Here is a 23,447-nt window from a genome sequence, read left to right as displayed (position 1 = left end):
CTGATCCCTGGTTACTTATCTATTGTAACCATTGATTTGTACCCCGAAAAGCCAACGTACAAAACAGGGCCGGTTGATCCCGGTCCTGTTTATTTTTTTGCTCTTCTAAGCAGGTATTTTTTCATATCTTTAAAGGTTCAAATCAATTAAATTTCATTTTTATGAAACGTTCCGATATCCGCCGTTTTTTAAAGCTTTCAAAACTATTCTCCAAGCCTCATCCTTGGCACGGCATCGATATAGGGAGAGATAATCCTCATGTAGTTAAAGTTTTTATTGAGATTGTCCCCGGAGATACGATGAAGTATGAGCTGGATAAAGATAGTGGTTATCTCAAGGTGGACCGGCCCCAACGGTTTTCAAATATTTGTCCTATGCCGTATGGGTTTGTTCCCCAGACGTTATGTGATGAGCTGGTTGGCGAATATTGCATGCAAAAAACAGGAAGAGATGATATTGAAGGCGATCAAGATCCGCTCGATATTTGTGTAATTACAGAACGAAATATTCCGCACGGAAATATCATACTCGATGCAATACCCGTAGGTGGATTTCGTATGATTGACGGGGAAGAGGCTGATGATAAGATAATCGCGGTAATGAAAGGAGATGCCTCATTTGGGGGGATGAACGATATTCAAGATGTGCCCAAACATATTGTAGAACGGTTGTCACATTATTTTTTGACCTATAAACAGCGGCCGTTCAGCGATGAAGAAAGGGAAGTAGAAATAACTCATATCTATAACCAAAAGGAAGCGGCCGAGGTCATAACAAGAAGCATTAAGGATTATAACGATCGCTTTAATGTTGATAAAAAAGAATTGTTTGAGTTGATCGGATCGGGGCTTGAGTAGGTGGTTCAAATTAGAAAAGCTTGACAGGGAATTCTGCCAAGCTTTTCTACACTATACAAAAAGAAATATTTTCGTTTTAACGTCTATTCCGGATTAACTTCAAGAAGTTCTACTTCAAAAATGAGTGTTTCGTTGACTCCAATTTGACTTCCGGGAGGAGGATTTTGTCCGTAAGCTAAGTCGCCTGGAATAAAGAACTTGTATTTTGCTCCTTCTTTCATTAGTTGGAGTCCTTCAGTCCAGCCCGGGATTACACGGTTTACCGGAAAGGTAGCAGGTTCTCCTCGTTCGTAAGAACTATCGAATACCGTACCATCTATGAGCGTGCCTTCATAATCAACACGTACCTGGTCTTCTTCGCCGGGGGTAGCCCCAGAACCTTCTTCAAGTACTTTGTACTGCAGACCGCTATCTGTAACTTGTACTCCTTCTTTTTCTTTGTTTTTAGCCAGAAATTCTTCCCCCTTTTCCTGATTTCCCTTGCTTTCTTCAATTTTCTTCTGCTGGGCCTTTTGGCGTGCTTCTATTTGAAACTTTTGGATCGCTTGCTTCATTTCCACATCAGAAAGCAGACCTTCCTGCTTGTTCATCGCCTGTTCTAATCCCGCTTTTACCAGCTCTGGGTCAATATCTTCACTCATACCACTTTCAGCCATAAACTGTCCGTTTTGAAAGCCTAAGCTATAGCTAAGCGTATCTGCTTCAGTTTCCAGAGAAACATTACCCGAATTGGAATTACAGCCGGAAAAGGCAAGAACACCGGCTAATAGAAAATAAAAAATATAGGTTGTGTACTTCATAAGTATTTGTAAAGATTAATTCTTGTTATGAATTTCTGAATAGTCTTCGAAGTTATCCAAATTTTAGCTTTTAAAAAATAACAGACTCTGTTAAGTGAATTGCCAAGAAAATCGTATCTTTAGAATTCATAAAGAAGCGCATGCATATCACAGTAATTGTAAATTAACAAAACAGCATATTGAGTTTCGAGAAGTTTAATCTGAGCAATGAGCTCATGATGGGGTTGAATGATTTGCGCTACAGCGAACCTACGCCCATTCAGGAAGAATGTATCCCACTTATTTTAGAAGGCAAAGATGTTATTGGGGCAGCACAGACGGGAACAGGTAAAACAGGGGCATTTGTTATTCCGTTGCTCCAGAAAATCATGAACGATAAGTCAGAAGACACCCAAGCGCTCATCTTATCCCCAACGCGTGAGCTTGCACAACAGATCGAAGAACAGATTTTCGCATTGGGATATCATACCGGTGTTACATCTGCTACGGTAACGGGTGGAAGTGATTACGGAACTCAGGTTAAAGCTATTCGAGCGGGCGTTGATATTATTGTAGCTACTCCGGGGCGTTTGATTGATCAGATGAATGTACTCAATCTTGATTTTAGCGGGCTGGACTTTCTGGTGTTGGATGAAGCTGATCGTATGCTCGATATGGGATTTTTGCCCGATGTGATGAAAATTGTTGAACAGTTGCCCAAAAAGCGGCAAACAATGCTGTTTTCTGCTACAATGGTCGAAGAGGTGCAGAAAGTCGTCGATCAGGTAATGGTGGATCCGGTTGAGGTGGAATTTGAGGTATCCAAACCTGCCGACAGCGTAGATCAGCAAATTTACTTTGTACATCCTAAACAGAAATTATCTCTCTTTGAACAACTCTTTGACGCCGATAAATACAAAACGGCTATTGTGTTTTGTGCGACTAAGCGTGGCACCGATGAAGTGGAACGCATGCTCAAAAAGCGGGGCGTGAACGCGGTAAGTATGCATGGGGATCGCGATCAGGAAGAGCGCAATGAGGCATTGCGACTGTTTAAAAATAAGACCCATCCTGTGATGGTGGCCACCGATGTACTCTCGCGGGGTATTGATATCGATGACGTATCCCTTATCGTCAATTTTGATGTTCCGAATAATCCGGAAGATTATATTCACCGCATTGGTCGAACGGGACGATACGACAAAAAGGGGACTGCCATTACGTTCGTCAGCAATAAAGATAAGAAGTACTATCATGCGATTAAGAATGTAGTAGGCGACCAGCTGACGGTCAAAGATCTTCCCGATGAAAGGTCATCCAAAGAAAAGGATGCGAAGAAAAAAGAGCGGCCTTCAAATGGGAAAGTACAACAGGAAACGAAGCCAAAGGAAAAGTCTGAAAAAAGAAAAAAGCCTGTTTCCAGAGAGGAAAGTAAGTTTGCCAAAGAAGCTGAAGATAAGAAAGACGACAAGCAGTCCACAGAGCAAAAAAAGGAGACCAAGCCTAAAAAGGAGAAATCCAAAGAGCAGGCTAAGCAGGAGAATGAGAGTGAGTCCGGGAATAAAGGTTCCCAACAGAAATCAAAGGAGAAGAAAGAGCGAAAGCCGCGTCCAAGTAGATCGAAGGAGAAATCAAACGGCAGTGAGCAAAAGAAATCCTCGGGCAGTAAGAAAAGTTCGCCCAAGAAAAATAACTCAGGACGATCCGGAAAAAATATTAATATCCCCAAACATATTCGGGAAGCGGAACAGGAGGAAGATATTTTTCAGCCGGAAATTATTGAAAAAGCTGTTTCCCGAAACCGGCGATCTCTCAAGCCAGCAAAAGGTATTTGGGGCGTCATCAAAAGCTATATTCCTAAGATTGGATTTTAGAGCAGCATGTGGGAAGTGATAAAATCTATCCTGATTTGGATTGGCATCGTCATATTGGTTATAGTATGGCTGCCGTTGTTAGCGGTGAGTCGCTTATTTGATCGCGATCCGGCCCGGTATAGAACGGGAAAACTATTCCGTAAACTTGGGAAATACATCTCGAAAATAAACCCCAACTGGCAGATTGTCATTACTGGATACCAAGATATCGATGACCGCAAGCCATATATCATGGTTTGTAATCATTTGTCACAGGCCGATATTCCGTTGATTTCAAATTTACCGTGGGAAATGAAATGGATAGCGAAAAAAGAGTTATTTGATACGCCGGTTATTGGGTGGATGATGAAACTTGCGGGGGATATTTCGGTAGATCGTGAAGCCCGTGATCGCAGAAAACAGACCTATAAACAAGCCAGGTTTTATCTTCGTCACAACTGTTCAGTGATGTTCTTTCCGGAAGGTACCCGATCGCGAAATGGAAATTTAAATCGGTTTAAGGCTGGGGCTTTTGATCTTGCAATCAGAGAACAAATACCGATTTTACCAATGGTGATTGACGGTACGCAAAATACGTTGCCTAAACGCAGTTGGAAGTTTGGTGTAGCCAAACATATTAAATTGAAAATTCTTGATCCCATCTCAACAGAGGAACTCGAGAAATCAGATATTCAAAAACTAACAAATGAAGTTCGGCAGGATATTTTAGATCAACTATCCGAGTGGCGGGAGCAAGAACCTTCAAAGATAGACAATGTATCGGAGGATTAAGCTATCTTAGCAACTCTTTTAGCCATAGCCCCACGTGGGCACTTTCAAATCTAAGGAATAGCAACGCTTTTAGTGATAATTTTTGTCTGAGCACTATCGGCATTAGTCCAGGCAAAGATTAATTTATTTTCTAAATGTTCCATTTGTGGAAAGCCGGTCTTTCGTGATTCATTGAGAACAGCAACCGTTCGGGGACTGTTAAGCGGGCTTTGTTTATTGAAAGCAGAAAGCCTTAATCGAGTGTTAGCATCACCTTTTTCCATCCAGGATAGGTAGATGTTTTTATCAATAATCTCAGCATCGACGCGACCTAAAGAGGTGTTTGTATTTAGCTGAATGGGTTCATTAAAGGTCTGTCCGCTATCCATAGAGAAAGTAAACTTAGCGGTGGGGGTGTCTTGGGCACCGGTATGCCAAGCCACGACAACTAAAGAATCTTCCGCAGCAAGTTTAGGACCATTTACCGGACAAGCGCCAATTTCCCAGCCATCTTCAAAAACAGCTTTGGGGCTGGTCCATTGATTTCCGTTAAACCGACTGGTATAAATATCGCGAACCTCATTATTAGTTCGATTTCGATAGGCTACCATTGCTCCATCAGTTGTTTTTACCAATGATGTCTGACAGCAGTCGCAGACCGAATCATCTATAAGAAATCGTCGCAATATATCACCCTCTTTATTGATAAGCGCACCCCTTAAGGTCATAGCAAAGGTAATATTAAAATAGTCTTCGTCTGATCGTCCATTCGTTTTGCGCCCATCCAGCCAAACGGCTAAGAACCTATCTTCATCCCAGGGAATAATTGATGCGAATCCGTGTTCAGTGGGCGTATCATCGTTATGAGGTGTTAAAGTCTTGTTCCAGTTTCCTGAATTGTCAGCTGTTGAGATATTGACATCATAAGCATAGGAGCCTCCTGGTTTTTTATTAAGCCAGTGAGCGGCAATGGGCCCATTTTGATCGGCAATAATAGAAGGGAAGTCGGCCCAATTTATAAACCAGGTAGAATCAGTGGCAATGGTTTTTGTGGAGGTCCACTTATTGTTAGAATACGATGCGTAATTAAGGCTATGCGTTTGGTTTTGATTGTTCGTAATCCAGCTCATATATAATTGATCCCCGGTGCTGAACAGGTAGGGATAAACGCTATTGGGTGATGCTGGATTTGAAAACTGTTTAACGGTTTGCGGGTTTGAGGTACATCCCCATATTAATACTGAAAATAATAAAACAAGTGTGTAGTTCTTATTCATAAAACTGTGGTTTTGATTCTTGCGTTTGGAGCCGGTAACCCATATATATTCCGCTTATTGTTAGCACGGGTGCTATTATCAGGTACCAGAGAGGTTCAGTTTCAGCCATTACGGAGTAGTTGATGAGCGATACAGCTACCATGATTAATATGAATCCCAAAATTACCTTTGAAGTATGTTTCGCTATGGTAGTCGCAAGCAATCCTCCAAACAGGCCGAAAGCAAACTGTAAAAACGTTATACCGATGACCCATGAAGTGGACGGCAGATGGCTTATGCCAGTGAGCGTAATGTCGGCCCTGAAATAGATGGAGGTAATTAGATGTATAAAACTGTTTAGGGCAGCAATAGAAAAATATCCTGCTGCGATGGCAGCCATGGTTCTAACCATAATATCCGAAACGATTTAAAGCTTAAAGTTGTAAGGTCAATGAAAATTTTAACAGTTAAAAATACTCTTTATGCCAGAAGGACCAGAAATTTGGAGAACTGCTGATTCGTTAACCAAAGCCCTTAAAGATCGACCTATAGAAGACCTTTATTTTGCCTTTGATGAATTAAAGGATTACGAAGCAAAGCTTAAAGGACAATCTGTTGAAAATGTGGAGGCTCGCGGGAAAGCCCTGCTTACCTTTTTTGATAATAATAACGTCATGTATAGCCACAACCAGCTATATGGAAAATGGATGGTAAGTGATGCGGATAAAGAACCCGATACCAATCGGTCGCTTCGTGTTGCCATTCATAACGGTGATAAATCAGCTTATCTGTATTCGGCTTCTGAAATTGAGATGTTGAACCGTGAGGAAGTAGACCAGCATTCCTATATCAAAAAATTAGGACCCGATGTATTACATCCTGATACGACTTATGAAGATATTTTGGTTCAATTTAAGTCGGAGAAGTTCAAAAATCGCAAGTTGACAACCCTACTGCTGGATCAAGGCTTTGTAAGTGGCATCGGCAATTACCTGCGGAGTGAAATCATGTTTTATGCCAAGGTTAACCCAGAGAAAAAACTTCGAGAATATACAGGGGAGGAAAAGGAGGCACTTGCCGAGGCAACATATAAACTTACCACCCGATCGTACGAAACGGGAGGAATTACAAATGATCAGAAGATCGTTGAAGCGCTAAAGCGAGAAAATGCGTCATACAGCGACTATCGGCATTTCGTTTATAAACGTACGGATGATCGCTGCCATAAATGCGGTTCCATTATTGAAGAAGACAAAACGGGCGGGCGTAAAATATATTTCTGCCCCAATTGTCAACTTCAGGATTAAATATGGAATAAATAAATCTATATTATGAGCTCTTCACAACAAGATTTAAACGCTCTTTTTCAACGAGACTTAAATCGTCTTATCGAGAACCTCAGGGATACGCCCGAAGCAATTCTCTGGGAAACTCCCGAGGGGATAGCTAACAGTATTGGTGTATTAGTTCAGCACCTGGCAGGAAATATGAATCACTTTATTGGGAAAGGGCTTGGAAATACGGCATATGAAAGAGATAGGGAGCGTGAATTTGAAAATATTCCGATCCCTAAAGAAAATCTTATCTCTGATGTGGAAGCTTTAAAGCAAACTTTGGATGCTATTTATTATGAGCTTGGCGATGAAGAAATTGAAGCTGACTATCCTATGGAAGTTCCTTTTGAGTCAACAACAAGAGGATTTTTAATTCACTTATATAGGCACTTAAATTATCACCTCGGACAGATTAATTATTTGCGAAGAATTATGTCTAAAAATGGATGAAAAGATCGCCTTAGAATCATACCTTTGGTAGCCACGAAATTGTGAATTTAAAATTGAAGAAGTTCGTCCATGAAAGACAATGATTTTTTGAAACCCGGAGATACCGTAGCACACAGTAACAAACAATTAATGGAATCTCCTGAAATTGCAAAAATTGCTGAAACAGTGATAGAGCGGGAAAGCCTTGATTTTGGTCCTGCTTCTATTGGTTATTTCTTGGTATATCCAAATCTTTCAAAATACAAAGCTGCCAAGTGTAAAAAAGCATCACGAGAGGTCGAATATTATTCCGGTCATAACTACCTGATTGAAATTTCCGGAGAAATGTGGGATATGCTTGACCAAAAAACCCGTGAGATGGTCGTATTCCATCAGCTTTTACATGTTGATCCTGTGTACAAAGCCAAAAATCAAGAGTGGAAAATGAAGGTTCGCAAACCCGACTTTTCAGACTTTTATGAGATCAATGATAAATATGGCAATGAATGGTATAAGACGGTGCAGGCTACGGTTTCATCGCTTTATGATTTAGATCCCAAAAGAGAAAGTAAAGTAAATCTGTAGGTAACCCTGTTATGGAATCTGTCTTTAGGGATATAGTTTGGCCATATCCCTTTTTATTGATTATTCAAATTTTGTAGGGCTGCGCTCGTCAATAGTCTCGCAGAATAGTATGTTAGAGTACCGACCGGTACTCATCCATAAGAAAAGAGCAGAAGGAATTATTCAAAAGCCTTATGGATAAGGATTAATTATTCCTCCTCTTCTTCAAAGAAACGCATTTCGAGCGCTTCCAGGCGGCGTTCAATACGTAATAATTTTTGCAAAATGAGCACATGCGTTTTTCCGGCATCAATACCCACCGGGCTGTCATCATCTTTGATCTGTTCTAATATCTCTTGGTATTCCTTTTCTGAAATATTAAGGCTCATAATACGGGATTATCGGTTGAGAAATTTTATTTGTTAAAGTATTACTCTACTTAACATTATATCCTTCATCCTGTAAAAAAGTGCGTACTTTATCGACGTGGTCCCCCTGGATTTCAATCGTTTTAGCATAACTCGTCCCCCCGGCACCACATTTTTGTTTAAGCTGTTTTTCCAGCTTCTCGATAACCTGTGGGTTATGCTGGATATTTGTAATCATTGTAACCGTTTTGCCGCGTCGCCCGCTGGTATCCAGTTTAATATTAATGGCCATAATCGTTTTTGCTGCTTTTAAATTTCCTTATTCTGATTTTCTTTCTGCTGATTTTTCCACTCCTTATACCTTTTCAGATGCTCTTCATAAATCTCGTAAATGCATTTGGGACACCCCGAACCGCAACAGTCGGTGGGGAGGGGTTTTATGGGTTTACGCATCTAAACAAAAAATTATGAGAAGCTTAGTCTCTGTTCAATTTATTTAACCTGTTTCGCCGTATGCTTCGGGACGAGTGGTCTTGAGCTCAAAGCCGTGGGGAGAAAAATTCCGCAGATGCCAAAAAGCACGTTTAAGTTTAGATTCGGGCAAGGTAAATGAAATGACCGAACCAGCTGCACGTCGCAATGTTTTATCGGCATCCGAAAACTCTTCAATATCAACGATAACGAGACCGTTGAAGTCTTTTACTTTCTTCAAGAAATAACGCTCTTGGGGAGTTGCATACTTCGTGTGAGAATGGGAATAGCTGGAATATACGCCACAAAGTTTTTCGCCATTTTTGAAGTACAGGATATCCTCGGATTGTTCCATGTTGTCAAAAAAGTCATCGAGCTTTTTAAACGATTCAGATTCAATACGAGAGGCCAGATCTGAAGTATCAACAACGTGCACTTTTCGATGTAACCTTTGCTCAATATCTTGCAGTGCCTTTTGTTTGTTAGGTTCAAAAATCCCCAAAAACAAGCTTAAGTGATGCCGATCTTTTTCAACGTCAGATTCCAGATGATTTAATAGCTCGTTATACACATCATCTCTATAAGAAACGTTTTGAAACTGGTTTTCAGTCGTTTGAATATCCATCAGACTTATGATTTTATAAAATTGGGTAAGCGGTTACCATGATTTGAAATTACAGCTAAATATATGAAACGTATCTCATAGACCGAAGGGTTAACTTTGCAAGTCAGAGGCTTCTTTGGCAGAGGTGATGTGGATATCCAAATCGTTAAGCAGTCCGGTTTCGAGATCATAAATTAATCCGTGAACATTTAACTCCTGACCCTGATCCCATGCCTGCTGGACAAAAGGGGAGTGGCAGATGTTTTTAACCTGTTCTCGTACGTTGAGCTCGCAAAAGCGATTTAGTTTTTTCTCTTTGGTTGCCTGGGCTTCAATTTCGTTTTGATGGGTATGGTAGACATCCTCAATATTAGCAAGCCAGTTGTCAATCAGTCCCAGTGTTTGATCTTCATATGCTGCTGTTACGCCGCCACAGCCATAATGACCACAAACCACCACATGTTTTACTTTTAATACACTGACGGCATACTGTATTACCGATTGACTGTTGATATCAGAGTGATGGATAACGTTGGCTATATTGCGGTGGACAAACAGATCGCCGGGGCCGAGCTCGGTAAGCTGGACAGGAGGGACGCGGCTGTCGGAGCAGCCAATCCACAAAATACTGGGGCTTTGTCCCTTGGCCGATTCCTCGAAGAAATCGGGCTGTTGCTGTCTGATATTATCAGCCCATTTTTCGTTGTTTTCAAAGAGTTGCAATAGATTACTCATAACTTAAAAAGCTAATTTTTTTATAAGTATATGAAGCATATTCAATTTCTGGTACTTTTATTTGGACATTGAGCTTGATTCCATCTCCCTAAATTCCTCTTCTACGAGAGAGATTTTATTTAATCAATGAAATTCCTTCCTGGAAGATGAGGGTAGGAGGATTGAAGCAATTAATACAATTTATAATTTAATCAAGTCTCTAATTCAAATATATCAGTTAATTTTGTCTATTTTCGTCCAATTACCTTTTTCCCGGATGGTCAATGACCTCTGGCGGACGTTTAAAAACTTTGCCCTCGGCATAAACCCGTTTGGGCGGCACCCGTAAATCCCAAACCACCTTAAACCAGGAAAGCACTTTAAGGGCATAGTGCGAAAAATCGAATTCCCACCAGTAAAAACCCTGTCGTTCAGATGATGGAAACCGATGGTGATTATTGTGCCAGCCTTCTCCCAAAGTTATCAAAGAAATAAACCAGTTGTTGCGACTGTCGTCAGTGGTTTCAAATCTCCGCTTACCAAACACATGAGCCAGCGAATTGACCGTAAACGTACCGTGATAAAGCAGAACCGTGCTGATAATGAACCCATATACCAGTAGCTGGAATCCAGAAGTGCCTAAAGCGGGAAAGAAGTAATTAAGCAATTCGCCTGCTACAAAAGTGCCTATTGCCAATTGGATGGGAGGGATGAGGTGATATTTATTTAGAAGATTGAGTTCTGGAATATTTTTTAGATCCTTAACCATATTATAATTGGTGTCTTTAAAGCGGTTACTCAATATCCAGCCCACGTGTGACCACCAAAAGCTGCGTTTTACCGGTGAGTGGACATCCTTTTCCGTATCGGCATGTTTGTGATGATGCCGATGATGTGCGGCCCACCAAAGCGGACCTTTTTGGGCGGCGGTGGTGCCCAGCCATGCGAGGATAAATTGAAAGGGGCGACTGGTTTTAAAGGTGCGATGTGAAAAGTAACGATGGAACCCCGCAGTGATCGCAAACATTCGTATCACATAAGTGATGAGCAATGCTGCAAGGGCGGTCCAGCTAAATCCCGCCCAGAAAACCAATCCTACCGCCAAGTGCAGTAAAACAAAGGGAAGTCCACTGACCCAGTTTATTTTATCAAGCTTTTTATCGTATGAATCAGGGGTATATGGTGCTTCCATGTAACTTTTTGTAGTTGAAAAAATCAGCCGAAAATATAAGAATTGTCAAGGGCTAATGGAAAGGGTAATTGTATAATAGGCCCAACACTACTGCAAGTTTGTAACTTTTGATAGTAATTTCACTATCTTTTTTGTTCCAAGTTGTAAACTTAAATCAGGTTGGGGTTTAAGGAAAAAGTAATTTTAAAATAAAAAACCCTGCCAGTGTTAAGCTTGCTGACAGGGTCTGACTTTGGTATCTATTTAGAAACTTTTACGACGCGTACCTGATATTTCAGTGTAGGTGGTTGTATTACCAGAAGGAGTAGTCACTGATATTTTAACAGTTAAGGGAGCAGCTGAATCAGATTGATCATCAGTATCGCGAATAGAAAAATTAAACTGGGTTGCGCCAGGTCCAGCTGATGAATGATTACCAAGTTCAAAATCAGCATCCCCGGTAACCTCCATTCCGTTCCCGGCTTCAACGGTTATTTGTGAACCCGCTGGCATAGGATTACCATTTAAATCTTCAACCGTATATGAAAAACTTACTCCTCCGTCTGGTGGTAAGTCAAAAGTTGTTTCGGTCACACATTCGGGGACAGAAGTATCACAAGCAGCACTGATGTTGGCACTTTGAGTTGAGAATACAACGTCGATATTTTTTGATATACGTGTGTTATTCTCATTTACGGTTGTCGCTGTAACAGTAGCAATTCCACTGGTGGGTCTGGGGTCGCCTGAGATTAAATCAACGGTAACAATCCCATCATCATCAGTTTCGCCTGAACCTTGAATAACTCCTCCGGTAGAATTGAAGTAAACGACCGTTCCAGGTTTTACAGGATTAGAAAACTTGTCTCCAACAATAACGGTGATTGGATTTCTAACACCATTTATATCGTATGCTTCAAAATTTAGTTTTTCTGCTGAAATACTAAAGTGGTCAGTATCCGGAAAGCCGCCGTGAATGGCAACCAGTACAGGAGTAGACTTAATAGTAACTCCCAATTCAGGTCTTTCTATACTCGCTTGGAGCTTAACGGGTCCGGCCACATTTCCGCTAAATAACGAAGTTGTTGCCTGACCATTTGAATTGGTTGTAGTTGTTTTAGGGATAATCTCTTCTTCACCGCCGGGTCCCGATAGGATATCAAAATCAACATCTACAGCTCCATTAGCATTTAACGCTCTTCCCGCAGAATCTACCACTTGGAAGGTAAAGGCCGTACTGATATTATCACCTGTTTCTTTAATAAAAATAGCTTGATCTGATATACTTTGAAGAATAATGGCTGCCGGTCCTTCAGGCTCTCCACCAACCTCATCACTTCCACCTTCGTCACCATTATTGCCAGAACTATCTGTCGATTGCAGTTCAATAACTAAATCATCAACATCAGTTTCAGGAGCCAACTTAAAAGAAGTCGTTTGTGTTTGATACCCCTGCTTAGATGTTTCCAATGTAACGCTTACTGTTTCACTGCCGGGATCCACGTCAAAAGAAAAATTGCCTACAGAATCTGTGGTAGCTGTTTGCTGTAGATTTTCAGGTTGAGTTAGTTCCACAATGGCATTGCTGACGGCATTACCCGAACCGGCTTCAATTACCTGTCCTGCAATGATTGCGGTGTCATTAGTAGTACAGGATTGCAGGAAAAGTGCAAAAATAAACGGAAATAGGAGAAGTAGAGACTTTTTCATTGGACTGAGATGATTTAGATAAAATTATAAAGTCGGTCTTGCGAAGATTACTCTACAAGGAGTAGTTACCACCAATGCGATTACTAATATTAAAAAAAATTAATATTTAATCTTAAGATGATCCAATGGTATTGTCAATTATAATAATGGTTGAATAGAGAGATTATAATTTTAGTCTTTTATCGATCATTGAATTGCAATAAGAATGGAGGCATTTATTGCGATAAACTTTCATTCTATTTATAAAGGATCCAAATGCAAAGAAGAGGCGGATGATATTTTGAGTGATACTATTTTGAATTTGCACAGTTATTTTGCCTGCGATCAAATTATTATTGATTGTTAATAATTTTTGCAAAAAGTATTTCTGAGATACAGAGAAGAAGGTAGAAATATTAAAATATTCTAATATTTAATTTGCATTTAAGTTCTGCAGCTATAATATTTGAAGTCAGATAAAGCTTTTAACAGGGCTTAAGAAAAATTAATTTGTTTGGCCTTGTTCATAAGCGTACTCTTGAATATCAAAATATTTGTAACAAACTATCACTCACTAACTCTTTAAGAGTGAACAAATAAGGGAAAGCCTTTCGGGGCACAGATCTTTTACTTCATAAACAATCATCTAACAAATAGGTAATAACTATGGGACAACAACAACTTTTACTCGTAATTTTGGTAACCATTATTGTAGGTATCGCTACAGTAGTGGCTATTAACGTATTCGGAACCAGTGCTAAAAGCGCTAACGAAGATGCCGTTCGTCAGGATATTCTAACTATTGCCTCTTCAGCGCAAGGTTGGTATATCAAGCCTGAAATGATGGGCGGTGGAGGAAATTCTTTTTCCGGGATTGACTTCACTAAGTTTAACTTTTCTGCATCTGATATAGATGAAACAAATAATAATATGACAGCAAAAAATATGAACGGGACATATGTATTAGCTGTAGAAAATAGTGGAACGGATCTCAGAGTTACAGCACATCCGTCGAGTGATGAAACTTATGCTGGCTCTACAGCTGATTTCCCAACTGCAGCGGCTGATGCTCAACTTGAAGCAGTAGTAACTAAAGGTAATATTAACTGGGATAGTTAATAAATAGCGACATCTCATTGTAGAATTTTAAAGGCCCTTATTACTTATAAGGGCCTTATTAATTTATGGTAGAAAAATAAAATTGATGAAATTAATACAGTTACGTTTTTCATTTTTGTCATTGGCCACTGTTTTATTTGTGGTATTAGGAGCTTCGTTTACTTTTTATATGGAAGTGCCCTATAATGAAAAACGTTTAATCGAAGGAATTGTATTAGTTTTAGGTGTTGGTGTTTTATGTTCCTCAAGTATAATACAAAGCTGGTGGTTGACCATTGTTAAGGAATTTGGTCAAAAAGCTATAGTTAGTCTTTGCTTATTTTTTTTAATTGGCATTGTTTCATCAGTTTTGGCAGTTCATACCGATGCAGCCCTCTTAGAGGTAAGTCATTATTTTCTCCTGTTTAATTTAATAATTTTTACTGTTGTAGGATTTCAATATGCACCCCGTTATTTCGAGATTGGTTTATTATCCGTAATTGGAGTAATGGCCGGAATATATTTGATTAACGTTGGAATTAGTTATTTATACGTCTTTTTTATCCCTGATTTTCCATTATGGCCAAGTACCGACTTTACACGTATTTGGTTTAAGGATATAGGGTATAGGTATCCCGAACCTTTTTCAAACTTTGTGAATATTCGCTTTTTTAATCATCTGCAGACATGGACATTACCTTTACTTAGCCTTCTGGTAGTTTACATACCTAAGCGCCAATGGGCTTTTTCGAAAATTGCTTTTATAGTTTTGTGTGGTTGGTGGATGTTGGTATTTGCCTCTGATGCACGAGGGACAATGCTCTCCTCATTTATAGCCATAGGTTTTATCTTTTATATGTACAGAGATAAGGCGCAGGAGTGGGTTAAAAAAATAAGCTATTCTGCAATTATTGGATTTATTGGGTACGGACTATTTTTTAAACTTTTTCCCTTGTTAATCAATACCGCGAGCAGAAGAACAGCATTTAGCCGGTATAGTCCGGGTAGCGAAAGGCTTGCCTTATGGGAAAATGCATTAAACGTGATTATTGAAAATCCACTGTTTGGCATAGGTCCTATGCATTTTTCTGAATGGACTGATACTTTAGCCAAACATCCTCACAATATATATATGCAATTTGCCGGTGAATGGGGACTAATAGGTGGGACTTTATTTGCCGGATTAGTTATTTGGGGATTATATTCTTGGTTTAAAAAAAGTGATAGGCTAATTAAGTCTTCAGAACCCAATTCACCAGAAACGTTAACTCGAGTTACCTTGACAGCTTCATTACTGGCTGCTTTAATACATGGTCTTGTTTCCGGGATTATTAATACCCCGATAAGTCAAATAATGATGGTTTTAGTGATAGGGTGGATGGTTGGACTCTCTATCACTACAGAAAAAAATAAAGAGGAAAACTTTTCTTCGAGCTTAGTAAGTAGAATTAGCTTAATTGGCATTAATTTGTTGGCTGCCGGCTTTTTAATTTGGAGTTATAGTATTCAGGTTCCAAACCTTGATGAAAACAGGCAGCAATATTTGGAACTAATTGAGAATGAAGTACATGCTAACAGACTTTCGCCACGGTATTGGGATCAAGGGGTTATAGGATTGCCGGAAAGAAAAGTAGATAAATAAAAGATGAGTTATATCTAATTCATTAAATCTCCCTAACATACCTTAGATTTCATTTATTTACACATAACAATTCTTTCAAATGATGTATCATGTTGGCGAAACCTCTTAACCAATATGACACATCATGGGACAACAACAGCTTTTACTCGTAATTTTAGTAACGATCATTGTAGGCATTGCAACGGTTGTGGCTATTAACGTATTTAGCACCAGTGCGAAAAGTGCCAATAAAGATTCCGTTCGTCAGGATGTACTGGTGATTGCTTCATCGGCACAGGGGTATTATTTAAAACCAAAGATGATGGGAGGGGGCGCTAACTCATTTTCGGGTATGACGTTTAAGAATATCAACTTTCCCGCTGAATCTTTTTCTGCGGATGGGATGATGGCCTATAATCTAAATGGTAGCTATAAACTTAATACCGACGCCGGCAATACCTTTACAGTTACGGCTTACTTAGCCAGCGATCCCAATTATTCATCTTCCGATCCATTTAACCAGTCTGGAGTCGAAACGTTGACCGCAACAGTGGCCAAAAATAATATCGACTGGTCGGATATAGAAGAAACAACGCCTTAGTACTTATTTGTAGTATAAAAAAATTTTAAACCCTCAGGACTTTTAAGGTCCGAGGGTTTTGTTATTTAAAATAAGCTCATCATTTTTATTTGTAACAATGTCATAAAATCATGATCATGTTAACGAAAAGCATAGTAATCACAGATCGGGTTTCTCAGTATGTCAGAGTTCAGACTTCAAGCCATTTCTCCACAGGGTAAAGCCATAAAAACCGAATTCGAAGCGACCTCCAAAAAGGAAGCCAAGAACAAGGTTGACAAGCTCTCTCGAAAGAAGGGATTCAAGGTAAAATCAATTGACAAAAAGGAAACCTATCAATATAAGGTTCAGAAAGGGGCAAAAGACCCGGTAACGGGAGAACAGGAGGCCTATTCAAAAGAAGAAGTTGAAAAAGCGCTGGTTAAGCTTGGCTATAAAGTTATTCGGGTTAACAAAAAATGGTTCGACTTCAAGGGAAGTGTCCCACAAAAAGAAGTGGTTTCTTTTATTAGCTTGTCGGCGGATTTGTTGGAACAGCAGCTAAGCTTTGACGAGATTCTTACCCTTTTGTATGAGGATACCCAAAACCAGCGCATGAAAGAAACCATTAAAGAGATTCAGAAAGATCTCAAAGATGGTAAAGACGGTCGCGAAGTGTATAGCAAACACGAAGATGTGTTTGGCAAGTTTGCTTGCTATATGTTGAGCGTTGCCTCTACCAGTGGTAACATGGCGCTGGTATTTAAAAGTACTGCTAAATTTATGGAGCGGGACCAAGAGTTTAAGTCTAATTTGCGCAAGGCGCTGTTGATGCCCACCATTACCGTATTGGCAACGATTGCGGTACTACTTTTTTATGTGGGGTATATTTTCCCCGCCACGGCTGAGGTTTTCCTGGATATTGGCATTGATTTGTATGAGCAGGCGCCCATGACTGCTTATACGCTTGATTTAAGTTATTGGCTGCAGGATAACTGGATTGCTATTACGCTGGCCCATATAATACCAATAGCGGGTATTTACTATTGGATAAAAACCCCACAGGGAGAGCTTTGGAAGGATAAACATATCACCAAACTACCTGTTTTGGGAGATATCATACATAAAACCAGTATCGAAATTTTTTCACGAGTATTCTATACGCTGTACAGCGGGTCGGGACAAAATATTGAAGTTCTTAAGGTGGCCGCAGAGGCATGCCGAAATAAATATATGGAGAAACAAATCAAAGAAGTGGCCATTAAGAAGATGCTTAAAGATGGAGCCGGCTTGATAGAATCGCTGCGAGCAACAGGAGTGTTTACTGAAACGGCCATAAGCCGGTTTAAGCTGGGAGCAGAATCTGGAGCGCTTAGAGAGAATGCCAAGCAGCTTGCCGAATATTATGAGCTGCAAACGACCTATAAAATGGATACCGTAATTGATATGATAAGTCTCTTTATTAACTTATTTATTATGGTGGTATTGATTGCTATTACGATCGTTTCATCAGAGGCGGCCTTGATTAAGCCTAAAGCACCCGGAGCGCCATAAATGTATCATATTGAAAAATCCTGACAACGATGTTGATTTCTTTCTACTCCTGAGGGGCGGGGGTTACTGGGTGGTAGGAAGGAGTGAAAGTAAATTTATTGCTGGCATTGCGATTCAGAAAATGTATATTAGAATAGTTTCATTAGATCCTCTTAACTGGATGAGTTGTAAATACTACAGATGGGTAAGGTAAATACGCGTAGACATATTGGTGATATCCTTGTGAACCGGGATGTTATTACCGAAGAGCAACTCAACGAGGCGTTGGCTATACTTCGGGAAGAGCCCGATTCCTCCAATCGCCGTCTCGGGCAGATTCTTTATCAGGATTTAGGTGTCAATCGCCATAAGGTGATGAGAGAGATTGCCTCAATCTATGCTTTTAACGAGGTTTTTGCTGATCAGGATAGTATTCGCGAAGAAAAGATTGAAAATATTAAGTCTCATATTGATGATTTGCCCACTGAAGTGGTCGATGAGCTTGTCCATCAAAAGGCGATACCCCTGCGGCAAGATAATAATTCGCTTACCATAGCTGCTGCTGATCCTTCTGACCCGACGCTTTCGAATATCATTTCGAAGCTCAATTATAAACAACATCATATTGTTTATTGCCGGTACGAGCTGGTAGAGCAAATTTTGACGCAGGTTTATGAGCAGAAGAATGAATTTTTGGATCTGCTTGAAGAGATCGAATATGAAGAACCCGATCTGGAAGAAGAAACTGAGGAAATTGATGAGGAGGAGATTGATGCCGAAATCAATCAGAGTATGCTTAACTCTCTGGTTGAGGGTTTTCTTGTTGAGGGCGTTCGTAAAGGGGTCAGTGACATCCACATTGTCCCATGCGGACCTACTTCAACAGATATTCGATTCCGTATTGACGGTAAGCTCCAGCTCTGGCATCAACAAAATAATGTTAAGCCGGAAGCGATATCGGCTGTTGTTAAAGATAAAACCCGAAATGTGGATCGCTTCGAGCGGGATGCTTCGCAGGATGGGTTCATTCAACGGGCAGTTGATGGGCATAATATCCGTTACCGTGTATCGATCATGCCGATGGTAGGGGCACAGTTTGATCGAAAGTTTGAGTCGATTGTAATACGTATTCTGGATGATCGTGAGGTTATTACCGATTTGAATGTGTTGGGGCTTCAGAAAAAGGCGAAAGAAGATTTTGTCAAGGCTATTGAAAAGCCTTCGGGAATAGTCATTGTTACGGGACCTACGGGAAGTGGTAAATCAACAACGCTGGTAGCTGCGCTTTACTACGTAATTACTCCCGAAGTGAATGTATTGACGGTTGAAGATCCGGTAGAATACCTGATTGAGGGAGCGCGACAGCTTAAAATTGGTCATCATATGACCTTTGACATGGCGATGCGGGGTATTTTGCGTCACGACCCGGATATTGTGCTTGTGGGTGAGATTCGTGACTTGAAAACGGCCGAGATTGCTATTAAGCTGGCTAACACTGGTCACCTTACCTTCTCAACTCTGCACACGAACGATGCTCCCAGTGCTATTTCCCGTCTCTATAAAATGGGGGTCGAAACGTTCTTAATTGCAAATGCAGTTAATTTGATAATGGCTCAGCGTCTGATACGTACACTCTGCAAGAATTGCAAAGAAGAGTATAGACCTCATATTGAAACAGCAAAAGGGATTGGCTTTACTGAAGAAGAGTACGAAGAGACTACTTTTTATAAGGCTGTAGGATGCGATAAATGTACCAATGGGTATAAAGGTCGTACTGCTATTATGGAGGCTCTCTATTTTGATAAAGAGATTCGTAAAATGATTTTGGAGTCGGGGGACGAGATCGATGAAGTTGCTATTAAAGAACATGCAATGAGCCGGGGAATGTTGAGTTTGCGCGGTTCTGGCCGGGAGCGAATAAAAAATGGATTTACAACAATAGAAGAAATTGCAGCAATTACAATTGAAGATTAAAAAATTCTTAGACGTTTAGGGTACAATAAAATTATCATTAATATTATCGATGTTTATAAGGGGTTAGGATAAGTTAAATTAGGAGATAAGTTATGGCAGCTGAAAACCAAGCAGAAAAAAAAGCAACACCCGAATATATTCGGCAGTTTTTAAAAGAACCGCCCTTATTATTACGGAATTTTCATTATGAGGATATCATGGAATTCCTCAACCTGGGGACGGAGGAGCGGTTTGTTCAGGATGATGTGATAATAAATGAAGAGGAATATGTGAATTCTGCTTACCTAATCTCCAAAGGTAAAGTTTCTATTTGGAAAGATAATATTCAGCTTGCAACCCTTAACAAAGGCAACTTTTTGGGCGAAACTTTTCTTTTTAGTAAAAACAACCGGATGGCAAAAGTAGTATCGGAGGGAGAGTCGCAGCTTCTAAAATTTGAACGCTATGAAGCACTGAACTTCTTCCGCAAAAAACCCGAAAAGCTGTTTAATATTTTTACTCGAAATATTATTGAGATTCAGCAACAAAAAATTAGCAATATGAATATTCAATTGTTACAGCTTAAAAAGCGATTATTGGACGATAGTAACTGGTAACGTTGCCGATTAGATTAATAACTATTTAGAATATTGCTTTCTTTTTTGCTTTGCCCCCTTTTTAAAAAGATATTTGGAAGTATTAAAAAAAATTAATCTTTTATGGCGTGTAGCAACTTCCCTTATTGACCGGTTATTATGTTGGTGGTTTTTGGGTGGGATAAAGTGAACACAGGAATGTGTTAATAATTTGTAAAAGTTGTAGAATATTACGAATAGGATGGAAACCGAAGTAAAAAAAAGTTTAGTTAAGGAAGTTAAGGATATTATCGCTTCCCTTAATGAGCAGGTGCAGGCTACGGCACGGGGCATCGAACGGCATCGACATATAGGTCGTATTATTGATGATCAGCCCAAAGAGATCCGCTTTAAGCTCCGTGATATGGTGGAGAGCTTTTTAATGAAAATGTATAAAAATGAAGCATCGGATATCGATTTGGGCGGGCCGGGTTGTAATAATCAAATTTGGTATCGCATTCACGGCGATAAGTCTCCAGATAAAAGTTCTCCTGAATTTACGCTTACCGAGACTAACTTTTTGCTCCATAATTTAGTAATGCCCGCTCAGCGTGAGCACCTGTTTGAAGAAAAGAATTTGGACTTCTCCTATGCTATAGGTGATTCCGAATCAGTCGCTGGTTCTAAGCGATTCAGAGCCGACCTGTATTTCGATATGGAGCATCTTGCCCTTAATATGCGTAAAATTGATGATGAAATTCGTCCGTTTAAGGGACTTAACTTGCACCCTGAAGTAGCCAAAGCGCTTAGTTTAAAATATTATAAATATGGATTGACGCTTGTGACAGGTATCACGGGTTCAGGAAAGTCTTCTACGCTTGATACGGTCATTGATGCAAACAATCGCACGGTTGACTCCCATATTGTGATTATTGCATCGCCGGTGGAACTTGTCCATGAGCCCAAAAAATCGGTTGTGCGTCATCGCGAAGTGGGTAGAGATGTAAGTTCATTTAAAGAAGGAGCCATTCAGGCTCTGCGGCAAGACCCCGATATTATTGTAATAGGTGAGCTTCGGGACCCCGAAACAATAATGACTGCTCTTGAAATTACCGACTCGGGACACAAAACATTTGGGACCCTGCACACCAGCTCCGCCATGGAAAGTATTGAACGAATCATGGGAGAGGTGCCACCGGATGAACAAAATCGTGTTCGAACTCGACTGGCCGATGTATTAACCTGCGTAATTAGCCAAAAACTTATCCCGAGTTTAGACGGTAAGCGAGTGTTGGCCAAAGAGGTATTGGTGGTAAATAGTTCAGTAAAAGCTGCTATCAGAAATAATAATGTGAATGAAATTTACCAGATGTTGATGGAAGGCAGTGATATGGGAATGCATACCATGGAACAAGATCTAAAGCGTTTATACAGTGAAGGTAAAATTTCCAAAGAAGAGGCTATTAATAACGCAAATAATAAAAAACGGGTAAAACAGCTGATTAAAGAGTCCCAATTTTAATATCTACAGGTATCCCTAAATGTTCGGCAACAAAGATTATATTGGATTAGCAGTACAGGATGACTTCATCCGCGTGGCAAAGCTACGTGTAACGAAAGATTCTGCAAAACTGATCAAGCTCGATCGTTATTCCTTGGTGGAAAAGCTCAAGTCAGAGTCCTCAAAACAGGATAAAGGCAGTGGCTCCGAGGAAGAGGCCGATGATATTTTTGGCCTTGATGAAAGTGAAGAAGAGGCTGAAGATGAATTAGATGATCTTGATGATCTGGATTTTGACGATCTGGACGACGAAGAGGATGACGATGACACCTTTTCAATGGGAGAAGAAGATTTGTCTATGGATATGGTTGAGGAAAGTGATACTCCTCAGACCAACGAGCTTTTATTATTTAATCTTTTGTCGGAGTTTGAGGAAGAAAAATTACGGTTGGGATTAAACATACCCGCCGGCGATGCTATTTATCAGATAATCCGTGATACTGACTTTAGCGAAGTTAAGCATAAAGATCTAATAAATGATATTGAGGGTAAGCTGGAGTCTATTTATGGCAAATCGAATTCCAGTGATAATTATTCTTATGAAGTTCGCGAAGATGGTTCCCTGTTATTGGGATCTGTTGAGGATGAATCGGTAACGCTTCAACTGCTGAATAGGACGCTTGAAATATATAACGATAAGATAATAGTTGAAGAAATTCTTCCCGACGAAATTATTCTCGTTGGGTTGGTTCGGCTTAATTATGATCTTGACCCAGACGATATTACCGGCATTATTCAGTTTGGCAAAGAAACAAGCCGGGTTGTTTTTATGAAGGGTGATGAAGTATGGTTAGTCTCACCAATTATTAATGAAGGGACCGACAAGAAGTCCTTCATGAATACGGTATTTAGTAAAATTCTTTTTCAGCTTGATACTGGAGAAGTGCCTAATTTGGATCGGATTATTTTAGCGAATAATACGATAGGGGACGACGCTATTGAGTTCTTCAGTGATAATTTCCCTGATATTAAAGTAGAGAATTTATTTCTGGATGAAGAGTTTGTTGATACTGAAAATGTAGATCCGTCGAGCCTGCCACGATTTACCACTGCAATAGGTACGGCGATGGCTGCATCGGGGGCATTCGATAATTTTCCCAAGCTATCATTTATACCTACCTATGTAGTAGATCGGCAAAAGATATTTAAGCTGCAGTGGCATGGCATAGCCATTCTGCTATTAATTTTCTTGACTCCTATTACCTTTAATTATTTTTATCAGCAAAACGTCCAAAAGATTGAATCATTATCTTCAGAGGTTCGTCAACTGGAATCTGGTATTGAACGACTAAATCCAATTGTTGAGGAGACCCAAGCTCTTGAACAGAAAATTGCCGGATTAAAGGACCAGCTGCAATTGCTTAACGATCTGTCGGAAAACAGTCGGGAATGGTCGGCAAAATTTTCTATTCTTAATGATGGTATTGACGGAGTAAATAACAGCTGGATTACTTCTTTAAATGAATCTGATAATAATATCACTATACAAGGATATACGCTGTACCGGAACAGAATTCCAGATATTGTAAATATTTTTGAAGAAGCTACACTGATGAGTGTTAACAATGAGGAAATGCGCGAACAGCGTGTATATAGGTTTAATATTTCGGTTAAAAAATTTGCTAAATCTGATGATATCTATTCACCGCCTCAACCGAAGGAAGTGAAGAATTTGTTGGCAGATAACTAA

At 40.0% G+C, this 23,447-nt stretch carries 24 protein-coding genes; 14 read left to right on the top strand and 10 right to left on the bottom strand.

The genetic code is table 11. From position 1 onward, the window contains the following. Window positions 1-161 precede the first annotated feature (161 nt). Window positions 162-857, top strand: a complete 696-nt coding sequence (locus ACQ76V_RS02900; RefSeq protein WP_440998963.1) for an inorganic pyrophosphatase — start codon at window positions 162-164, stop codon at window positions 855-857. Window positions 858-940: 83 nt separating this feature from the next. Here the strand turns inward: ACQ76V_RS02900 and ACQ76V_RS02895 are convergent, their stop codons facing one another. Then, complete coding sequence (locus tag ACQ76V_RS02895; protein WP_440998962.1) at window positions 941-1,657, bottom strand: FKBP-type peptidyl-prolyl cis-trans isomerase; 717 nt, start codon at window positions 1,655-1,657, stop codon at window positions 941-943. 179 nt (window positions 1,658-1,836) lie between these two features. Here ACQ76V_RS02895 and ACQ76V_RS02890 point away from each other — a divergent pair, with 179 nt between their 5' ends. Continuing rightward, the gene (locus ACQ76V_RS02890) at window positions 1,837-3,510 is read left to right on the top strand and encodes a DEAD/DEAH box helicase (protein WP_440998961.1); all 1,674 of its coding nucleotides are present in this window, start codon (window positions 1,837-1,839) and stop codon (window positions 3,508-3,510) included. 6 nt (window positions 3,511-3,516) lie between these two features. Next, entirely contained in the window at window positions 3,517-4,281 is a 765-nt protein-coding gene (locus ACQ76V_RS02885; protein WP_440998960.1) for a lysophospholipid acyltransferase family protein, read from the top strand. A gap of 50 nt (window positions 4,282-4,331) precedes the next feature. Here the strand turns inward: ACQ76V_RS02885 and ACQ76V_RS02880 are convergent, their stop codons facing one another. Further along, a complete protein-coding gene (locus ACQ76V_RS02880) occupies window positions 4,332-5,537 on the bottom strand; it encodes a hypothetical protein (protein ID WP_440998959.1) in 1,206 nt (401 codons plus the stop codon). Further along, window positions 5,530-5,928: a hypothetical protein gene (locus ACQ76V_RS02875; protein ID WP_440998958.1), complete on the bottom strand. Its 399-nt coding sequence runs from the start codon at window positions 5,926-5,928 to the stop codon at window positions 5,530-5,532. The genes ACQ76V_RS02880 and ACQ76V_RS02875 overlap by 8 nt, the downstream gene beginning before the upstream one ends. 70 nt (window positions 5,929-5,998) lie before the next feature. Between ACQ76V_RS02875 and nei the strand changes: the two genes are divergently transcribed. From nei to ACQ76V_RS02860, 3 genes are all read left to right on the top strand, one after another. Then, window positions 5,999-6,823, top strand: a complete 825-nt coding sequence (nei, locus tag ACQ76V_RS02870; protein ID WP_440998957.1) for an endonuclease VIII — start codon at window positions 5,999-6,001, stop codon at window positions 6,821-6,823. 24 nt (window positions 6,824-6,847) lie between these two features. Next, the gene (locus tag ACQ76V_RS02865) at window positions 6,848-7,300 is read left to right on the top strand and encodes a DinB family protein (RefSeq protein WP_440998956.1); all 453 of its coding nucleotides are present in this window, start codon (window positions 6,848-6,850) and stop codon (window positions 7,298-7,300) included. Window positions 7,301-7,369: 69 nt separating this feature from the next. Continuing rightward, window positions 7,370-7,864, top strand: coding sequence for a putative metallopeptidase (locus ACQ76V_RS02860; protein ID WP_440998955.1), 495 nt, complete (start codon window positions 7,370-7,372; stop codon window positions 7,862-7,864). A 188-nt stretch (window positions 7,865-8,052) separates the two neighbouring features. Here the strand turns inward: ACQ76V_RS02860 and ACQ76V_RS02855 are convergent, their stop codons facing one another. The 7 genes from ACQ76V_RS02855 to ACQ76V_RS02825 all read right to left on the bottom strand — a co-directional run bounded on the left by ACQ76V_RS02855 (window position 8,053) and on the right by ACQ76V_RS02825 (window position 12,878). Beyond that, entirely contained in the window at window positions 8,053-8,232 is a 180-nt protein-coding gene (locus ACQ76V_RS02855; RefSeq protein WP_440998954.1) for a hypothetical protein, read from the bottom strand. A 46-nt stretch (window positions 8,233-8,278) separates the two neighbouring features. Next, window positions 8,279-8,503 carry a translation initiation factor gene (locus ACQ76V_RS02850; protein WP_440998953.1) on the bottom strand — a complete coding sequence of 75 codons (225 nt, stop codon included), beginning with the start codon at window positions 8,501-8,503 and terminating at the stop codon, window positions 8,279-8,281. Between the two features lie 17 nt (window positions 8,504-8,520). Further along, a complete protein-coding gene (locus tag ACQ76V_RS02845; RefSeq protein WP_440998952.1) occupies window positions 8,521-8,664 on the bottom strand; it encodes an oxidoreductase-like domain-containing protein in 144 nt (47 codons plus the stop codon). A 43-nt stretch (window positions 8,665-8,707) separates the two neighbouring features. Continuing rightward, complete coding sequence (locus tag ACQ76V_RS02840; RefSeq protein ID WP_440998951.1) at window positions 8,708-9,307, bottom strand: hypothetical protein; 600 nt, start codon at window positions 9,305-9,307, stop codon at window positions 8,708-8,710. Between the two features lie 90 nt (window positions 9,308-9,397). Continuing rightward, complete coding sequence (locus ACQ76V_RS02835; protein ID WP_440998950.1) at window positions 9,398-10,021, bottom strand: carbonic anhydrase; 624 nt, start codon at window positions 10,019-10,021, stop codon at window positions 9,398-9,400. A 241-nt stretch (window positions 10,022-10,262) separates the two neighbouring features. Further along, window positions 10,263-11,192, bottom strand: a complete 930-nt coding sequence (locus ACQ76V_RS02830; protein ID WP_440998949.1) for an acyl-CoA desaturase — start codon at window positions 11,190-11,192, stop codon at window positions 10,263-10,265. Window positions 11,193-11,435: 243 nt separating this feature from the next. Continuing rightward, window positions 11,436-12,878 (bottom strand): carboxypeptidase regulatory-like domain-containing protein, encoded by a 1,443-nt coding sequence (locus tag ACQ76V_RS02825; RefSeq protein WP_440998948.1) that lies wholly within the window; start codon window positions 12,876-12,878, stop codon window positions 11,436-11,438. A gap of 645 nt (window positions 12,879-13,523) precedes the next feature. On the opposite strand from ACQ76V_RS02825, the gene ACQ76V_RS02820 reads away from it, so the two are divergent. The 8 genes from ACQ76V_RS02820 (at window position 13,524) to ACQ76V_RS02785 (ending at window position 23,447) form a co-directional block, all read left to right on the top strand. Further along, window positions 13,524-13,976 carry a hypothetical protein gene (locus tag ACQ76V_RS02820; RefSeq protein WP_440998947.1) on the top strand — a complete coding sequence of 151 codons (453 nt, stop codon included), beginning with the start codon at window positions 13,524-13,526 and terminating at the stop codon, window positions 13,974-13,976. 85 nt (window positions 13,977-14,061) lie between these two features. Beyond that, a complete protein-coding gene (locus tag ACQ76V_RS02815; RefSeq protein ID WP_440998946.1) occupies window positions 14,062-15,597 on the top strand; it encodes an O-antigen ligase family protein in 1,536 nt (511 codons plus the stop codon). A gap of 124 nt (window positions 15,598-15,721) precedes the next feature. After that, complete coding sequence (locus tag ACQ76V_RS02810; protein ID WP_440998945.1) at window positions 15,722-16,177, top strand: hypothetical protein; 456 nt, start codon at window positions 15,722-15,724, stop codon at window positions 16,175-16,177. 159 nt (window positions 16,178-16,336) lie between these two features. After that, the gene (locus ACQ76V_RS02805; RefSeq protein WP_440998944.1) at window positions 16,337-17,689 is read left to right on the top strand and encodes a type II secretion system F family protein; all 1,353 of its coding nucleotides are present in this window, start codon (window positions 16,337-16,339) and stop codon (window positions 17,687-17,689) included. Window positions 17,690-17,869: 180 nt separating this feature from the next. Continuing rightward, window positions 17,870-19,642 carry a GspE/PulE family protein gene (locus tag ACQ76V_RS02800; RefSeq protein ID WP_440998943.1) on the top strand — a complete coding sequence of 591 codons (1,773 nt, stop codon included), beginning with the start codon at window positions 17,870-17,872 and terminating at the stop codon, window positions 19,640-19,642. 92 nt (window positions 19,643-19,734) lie between these two features. Then, window positions 19,735-20,238, top strand: coding sequence for a cyclic nucleotide-binding domain-containing protein (locus ACQ76V_RS02795; protein ID WP_440998942.1), 504 nt, complete (start codon window positions 19,735-19,737; stop codon window positions 20,236-20,238). A 220-nt stretch (window positions 20,239-20,458) separates the two neighbouring features. Beyond that, window positions 20,459-21,718, top strand: a complete 1,260-nt coding sequence (locus ACQ76V_RS02790; RefSeq protein ID WP_440998941.1) for a type IV pilus twitching motility protein PilT — start codon at window positions 20,459-20,461, stop codon at window positions 21,716-21,718. Between the two features lie 19 nt (window positions 21,719-21,737). Next, window positions 21,738-23,447, top strand: coding sequence for a PilN domain-containing protein (locus ACQ76V_RS02785; protein WP_440998940.1), 1,710 nt, complete (start codon window positions 21,738-21,740; stop codon window positions 23,445-23,447).

Origin of the sequence: Fodinibius sp. SL11 (genome assembly GCF_052060035.1) — a bacterium.
Lineage (GTDB): Bacteria > Bacteroidota > Rhodothermia > Balneolales > Balneolaceae > Fodinibius.
This window is presented reverse-complemented; position numbering and strand designations above follow the sequence as displayed.

Coding starts and splice junctions, on each gene's coding strand:
- ACQ76V_RS02900 (WP_440998963.1), top strand. CDS start 162: ATGAAACGTTCCGATATCCGCCGTTTTTTAAAGCTTTCAAAACTATTC.
- ACQ76V_RS02895 (WP_440998962.1), bottom strand. CDS start 1,657: ATGAAGTACACAACCTATATTTTTTATTTTCTATTAGCCGGTGTTCTT.
- ACQ76V_RS02885 (WP_440998960.1), top strand. CDS start 3,517: ATGTGGGAAGTGATAAAATCTATCCTGATTTGGATTGGCATCGTCATA.
- ACQ76V_RS02880 (WP_440998959.1), bottom strand. CDS start 5,537: ATGAATAAGAACTACACACTTGTTTTATTATTTTCAGTATTAATATGG.
- ACQ76V_RS02875 (WP_440998958.1), bottom strand. CDS start 5,928: ATGGTTAGAACCATGGCTGCCATCGCAGCAGGATATTTTTCTATTGCT.
- nei (WP_440998957.1), top strand. CDS start 5,999: ATGCCAGAAGGACCAGAAATTTGGAGAACTGCTGATTCGTTAACCAAA.
- ACQ76V_RS02865 (WP_440998956.1), top strand. CDS start 6,848: ATGAGCTCTTCACAACAAGATTTAAACGCTCTTTTTCAACGAGACTTA.
- ACQ76V_RS02860 (WP_440998955.1), top strand. CDS start 7,370: ATGAAAGACAATGATTTTTTGAAACCCGGAGATACCGTAGCACACAGT.
- ACQ76V_RS02855 (WP_440998954.1), bottom strand. CDS start 8,232: ATGAGCCTTAATATTTCAGAAAAGGAATACCAAGAGATATTAGAACAG.
- ACQ76V_RS02850 (WP_440998953.1), bottom strand. CDS start 8,503: ATGGCCATTAATATTAAACTGGATACCAGCGGGCGACGCGGCAAAACG.
- ACQ76V_RS02845 (WP_440998952.1), bottom strand. CDS start 8,664: ATGCGTAAACCCATAAAACCCCTCCCCACCGACTGTTGCGGTTCGGGG.
- ACQ76V_RS02840 (WP_440998951.1), bottom strand. CDS start 9,307: ATGGATATTCAAACGACTGAAAACCAGTTTCAAAACGTTTCTTATAGA.
- ACQ76V_RS02835 (WP_440998950.1), bottom strand. CDS start 10,021: ATGAGTAATCTATTGCAACTCTTTGAAAACAACGAAAAATGGGCTGAT.
- ACQ76V_RS02830 (WP_440998949.1), bottom strand. CDS start 11,192: ATGGAAGCACCATATACCCCTGATTCATACGATAAAAAGCTTGATAAA.
- ACQ76V_RS02825 (WP_440998948.1), bottom strand. CDS start 12,878: ATGAAAAAGTCTCTACTTCTCCTATTTCCGTTTATTTTTGCACTTTTC.
- ACQ76V_RS02820 (WP_440998947.1), top strand. CDS start 13,524: ATGGGACAACAACAACTTTTACTCGTAATTTTGGTAACCATTATTGTA.
- ACQ76V_RS02815 (WP_440998946.1), top strand. CDS start 14,062: ATGAAATTAATACAGTTACGTTTTTCATTTTTGTCATTGGCCACTGTT.
- ACQ76V_RS02810 (WP_440998945.1), top strand. CDS start 15,722: ATGGGACAACAACAGCTTTTACTCGTAATTTTAGTAACGATCATTGTA.
- ACQ76V_RS02805 (WP_440998944.1), top strand. CDS start 16,337: ATGTCAGAGTTCAGACTTCAAGCCATTTCTCCACAGGGTAAAGCCATA.
- ACQ76V_RS02800 (WP_440998943.1), top strand. CDS start 17,870: ATGGGTAAGGTAAATACGCGTAGACATATTGGTGATATCCTTGTGAAC.
- ACQ76V_RS02795 (WP_440998942.1), top strand. CDS start 19,735: ATGGCAGCTGAAAACCAAGCAGAAAAAAAAGCAACACCCGAATATATT.
- ACQ76V_RS02790 (WP_440998941.1), top strand. CDS start 20,459: ATGGAAACCGAAGTAAAAAAAAGTTTAGTTAAGGAAGTTAAGGATATT.
- ACQ76V_RS02785 (WP_440998940.1), top strand. CDS start 21,738: ATGTTCGGCAACAAAGATTATATTGGATTAGCAGTACAGGATGACTTC.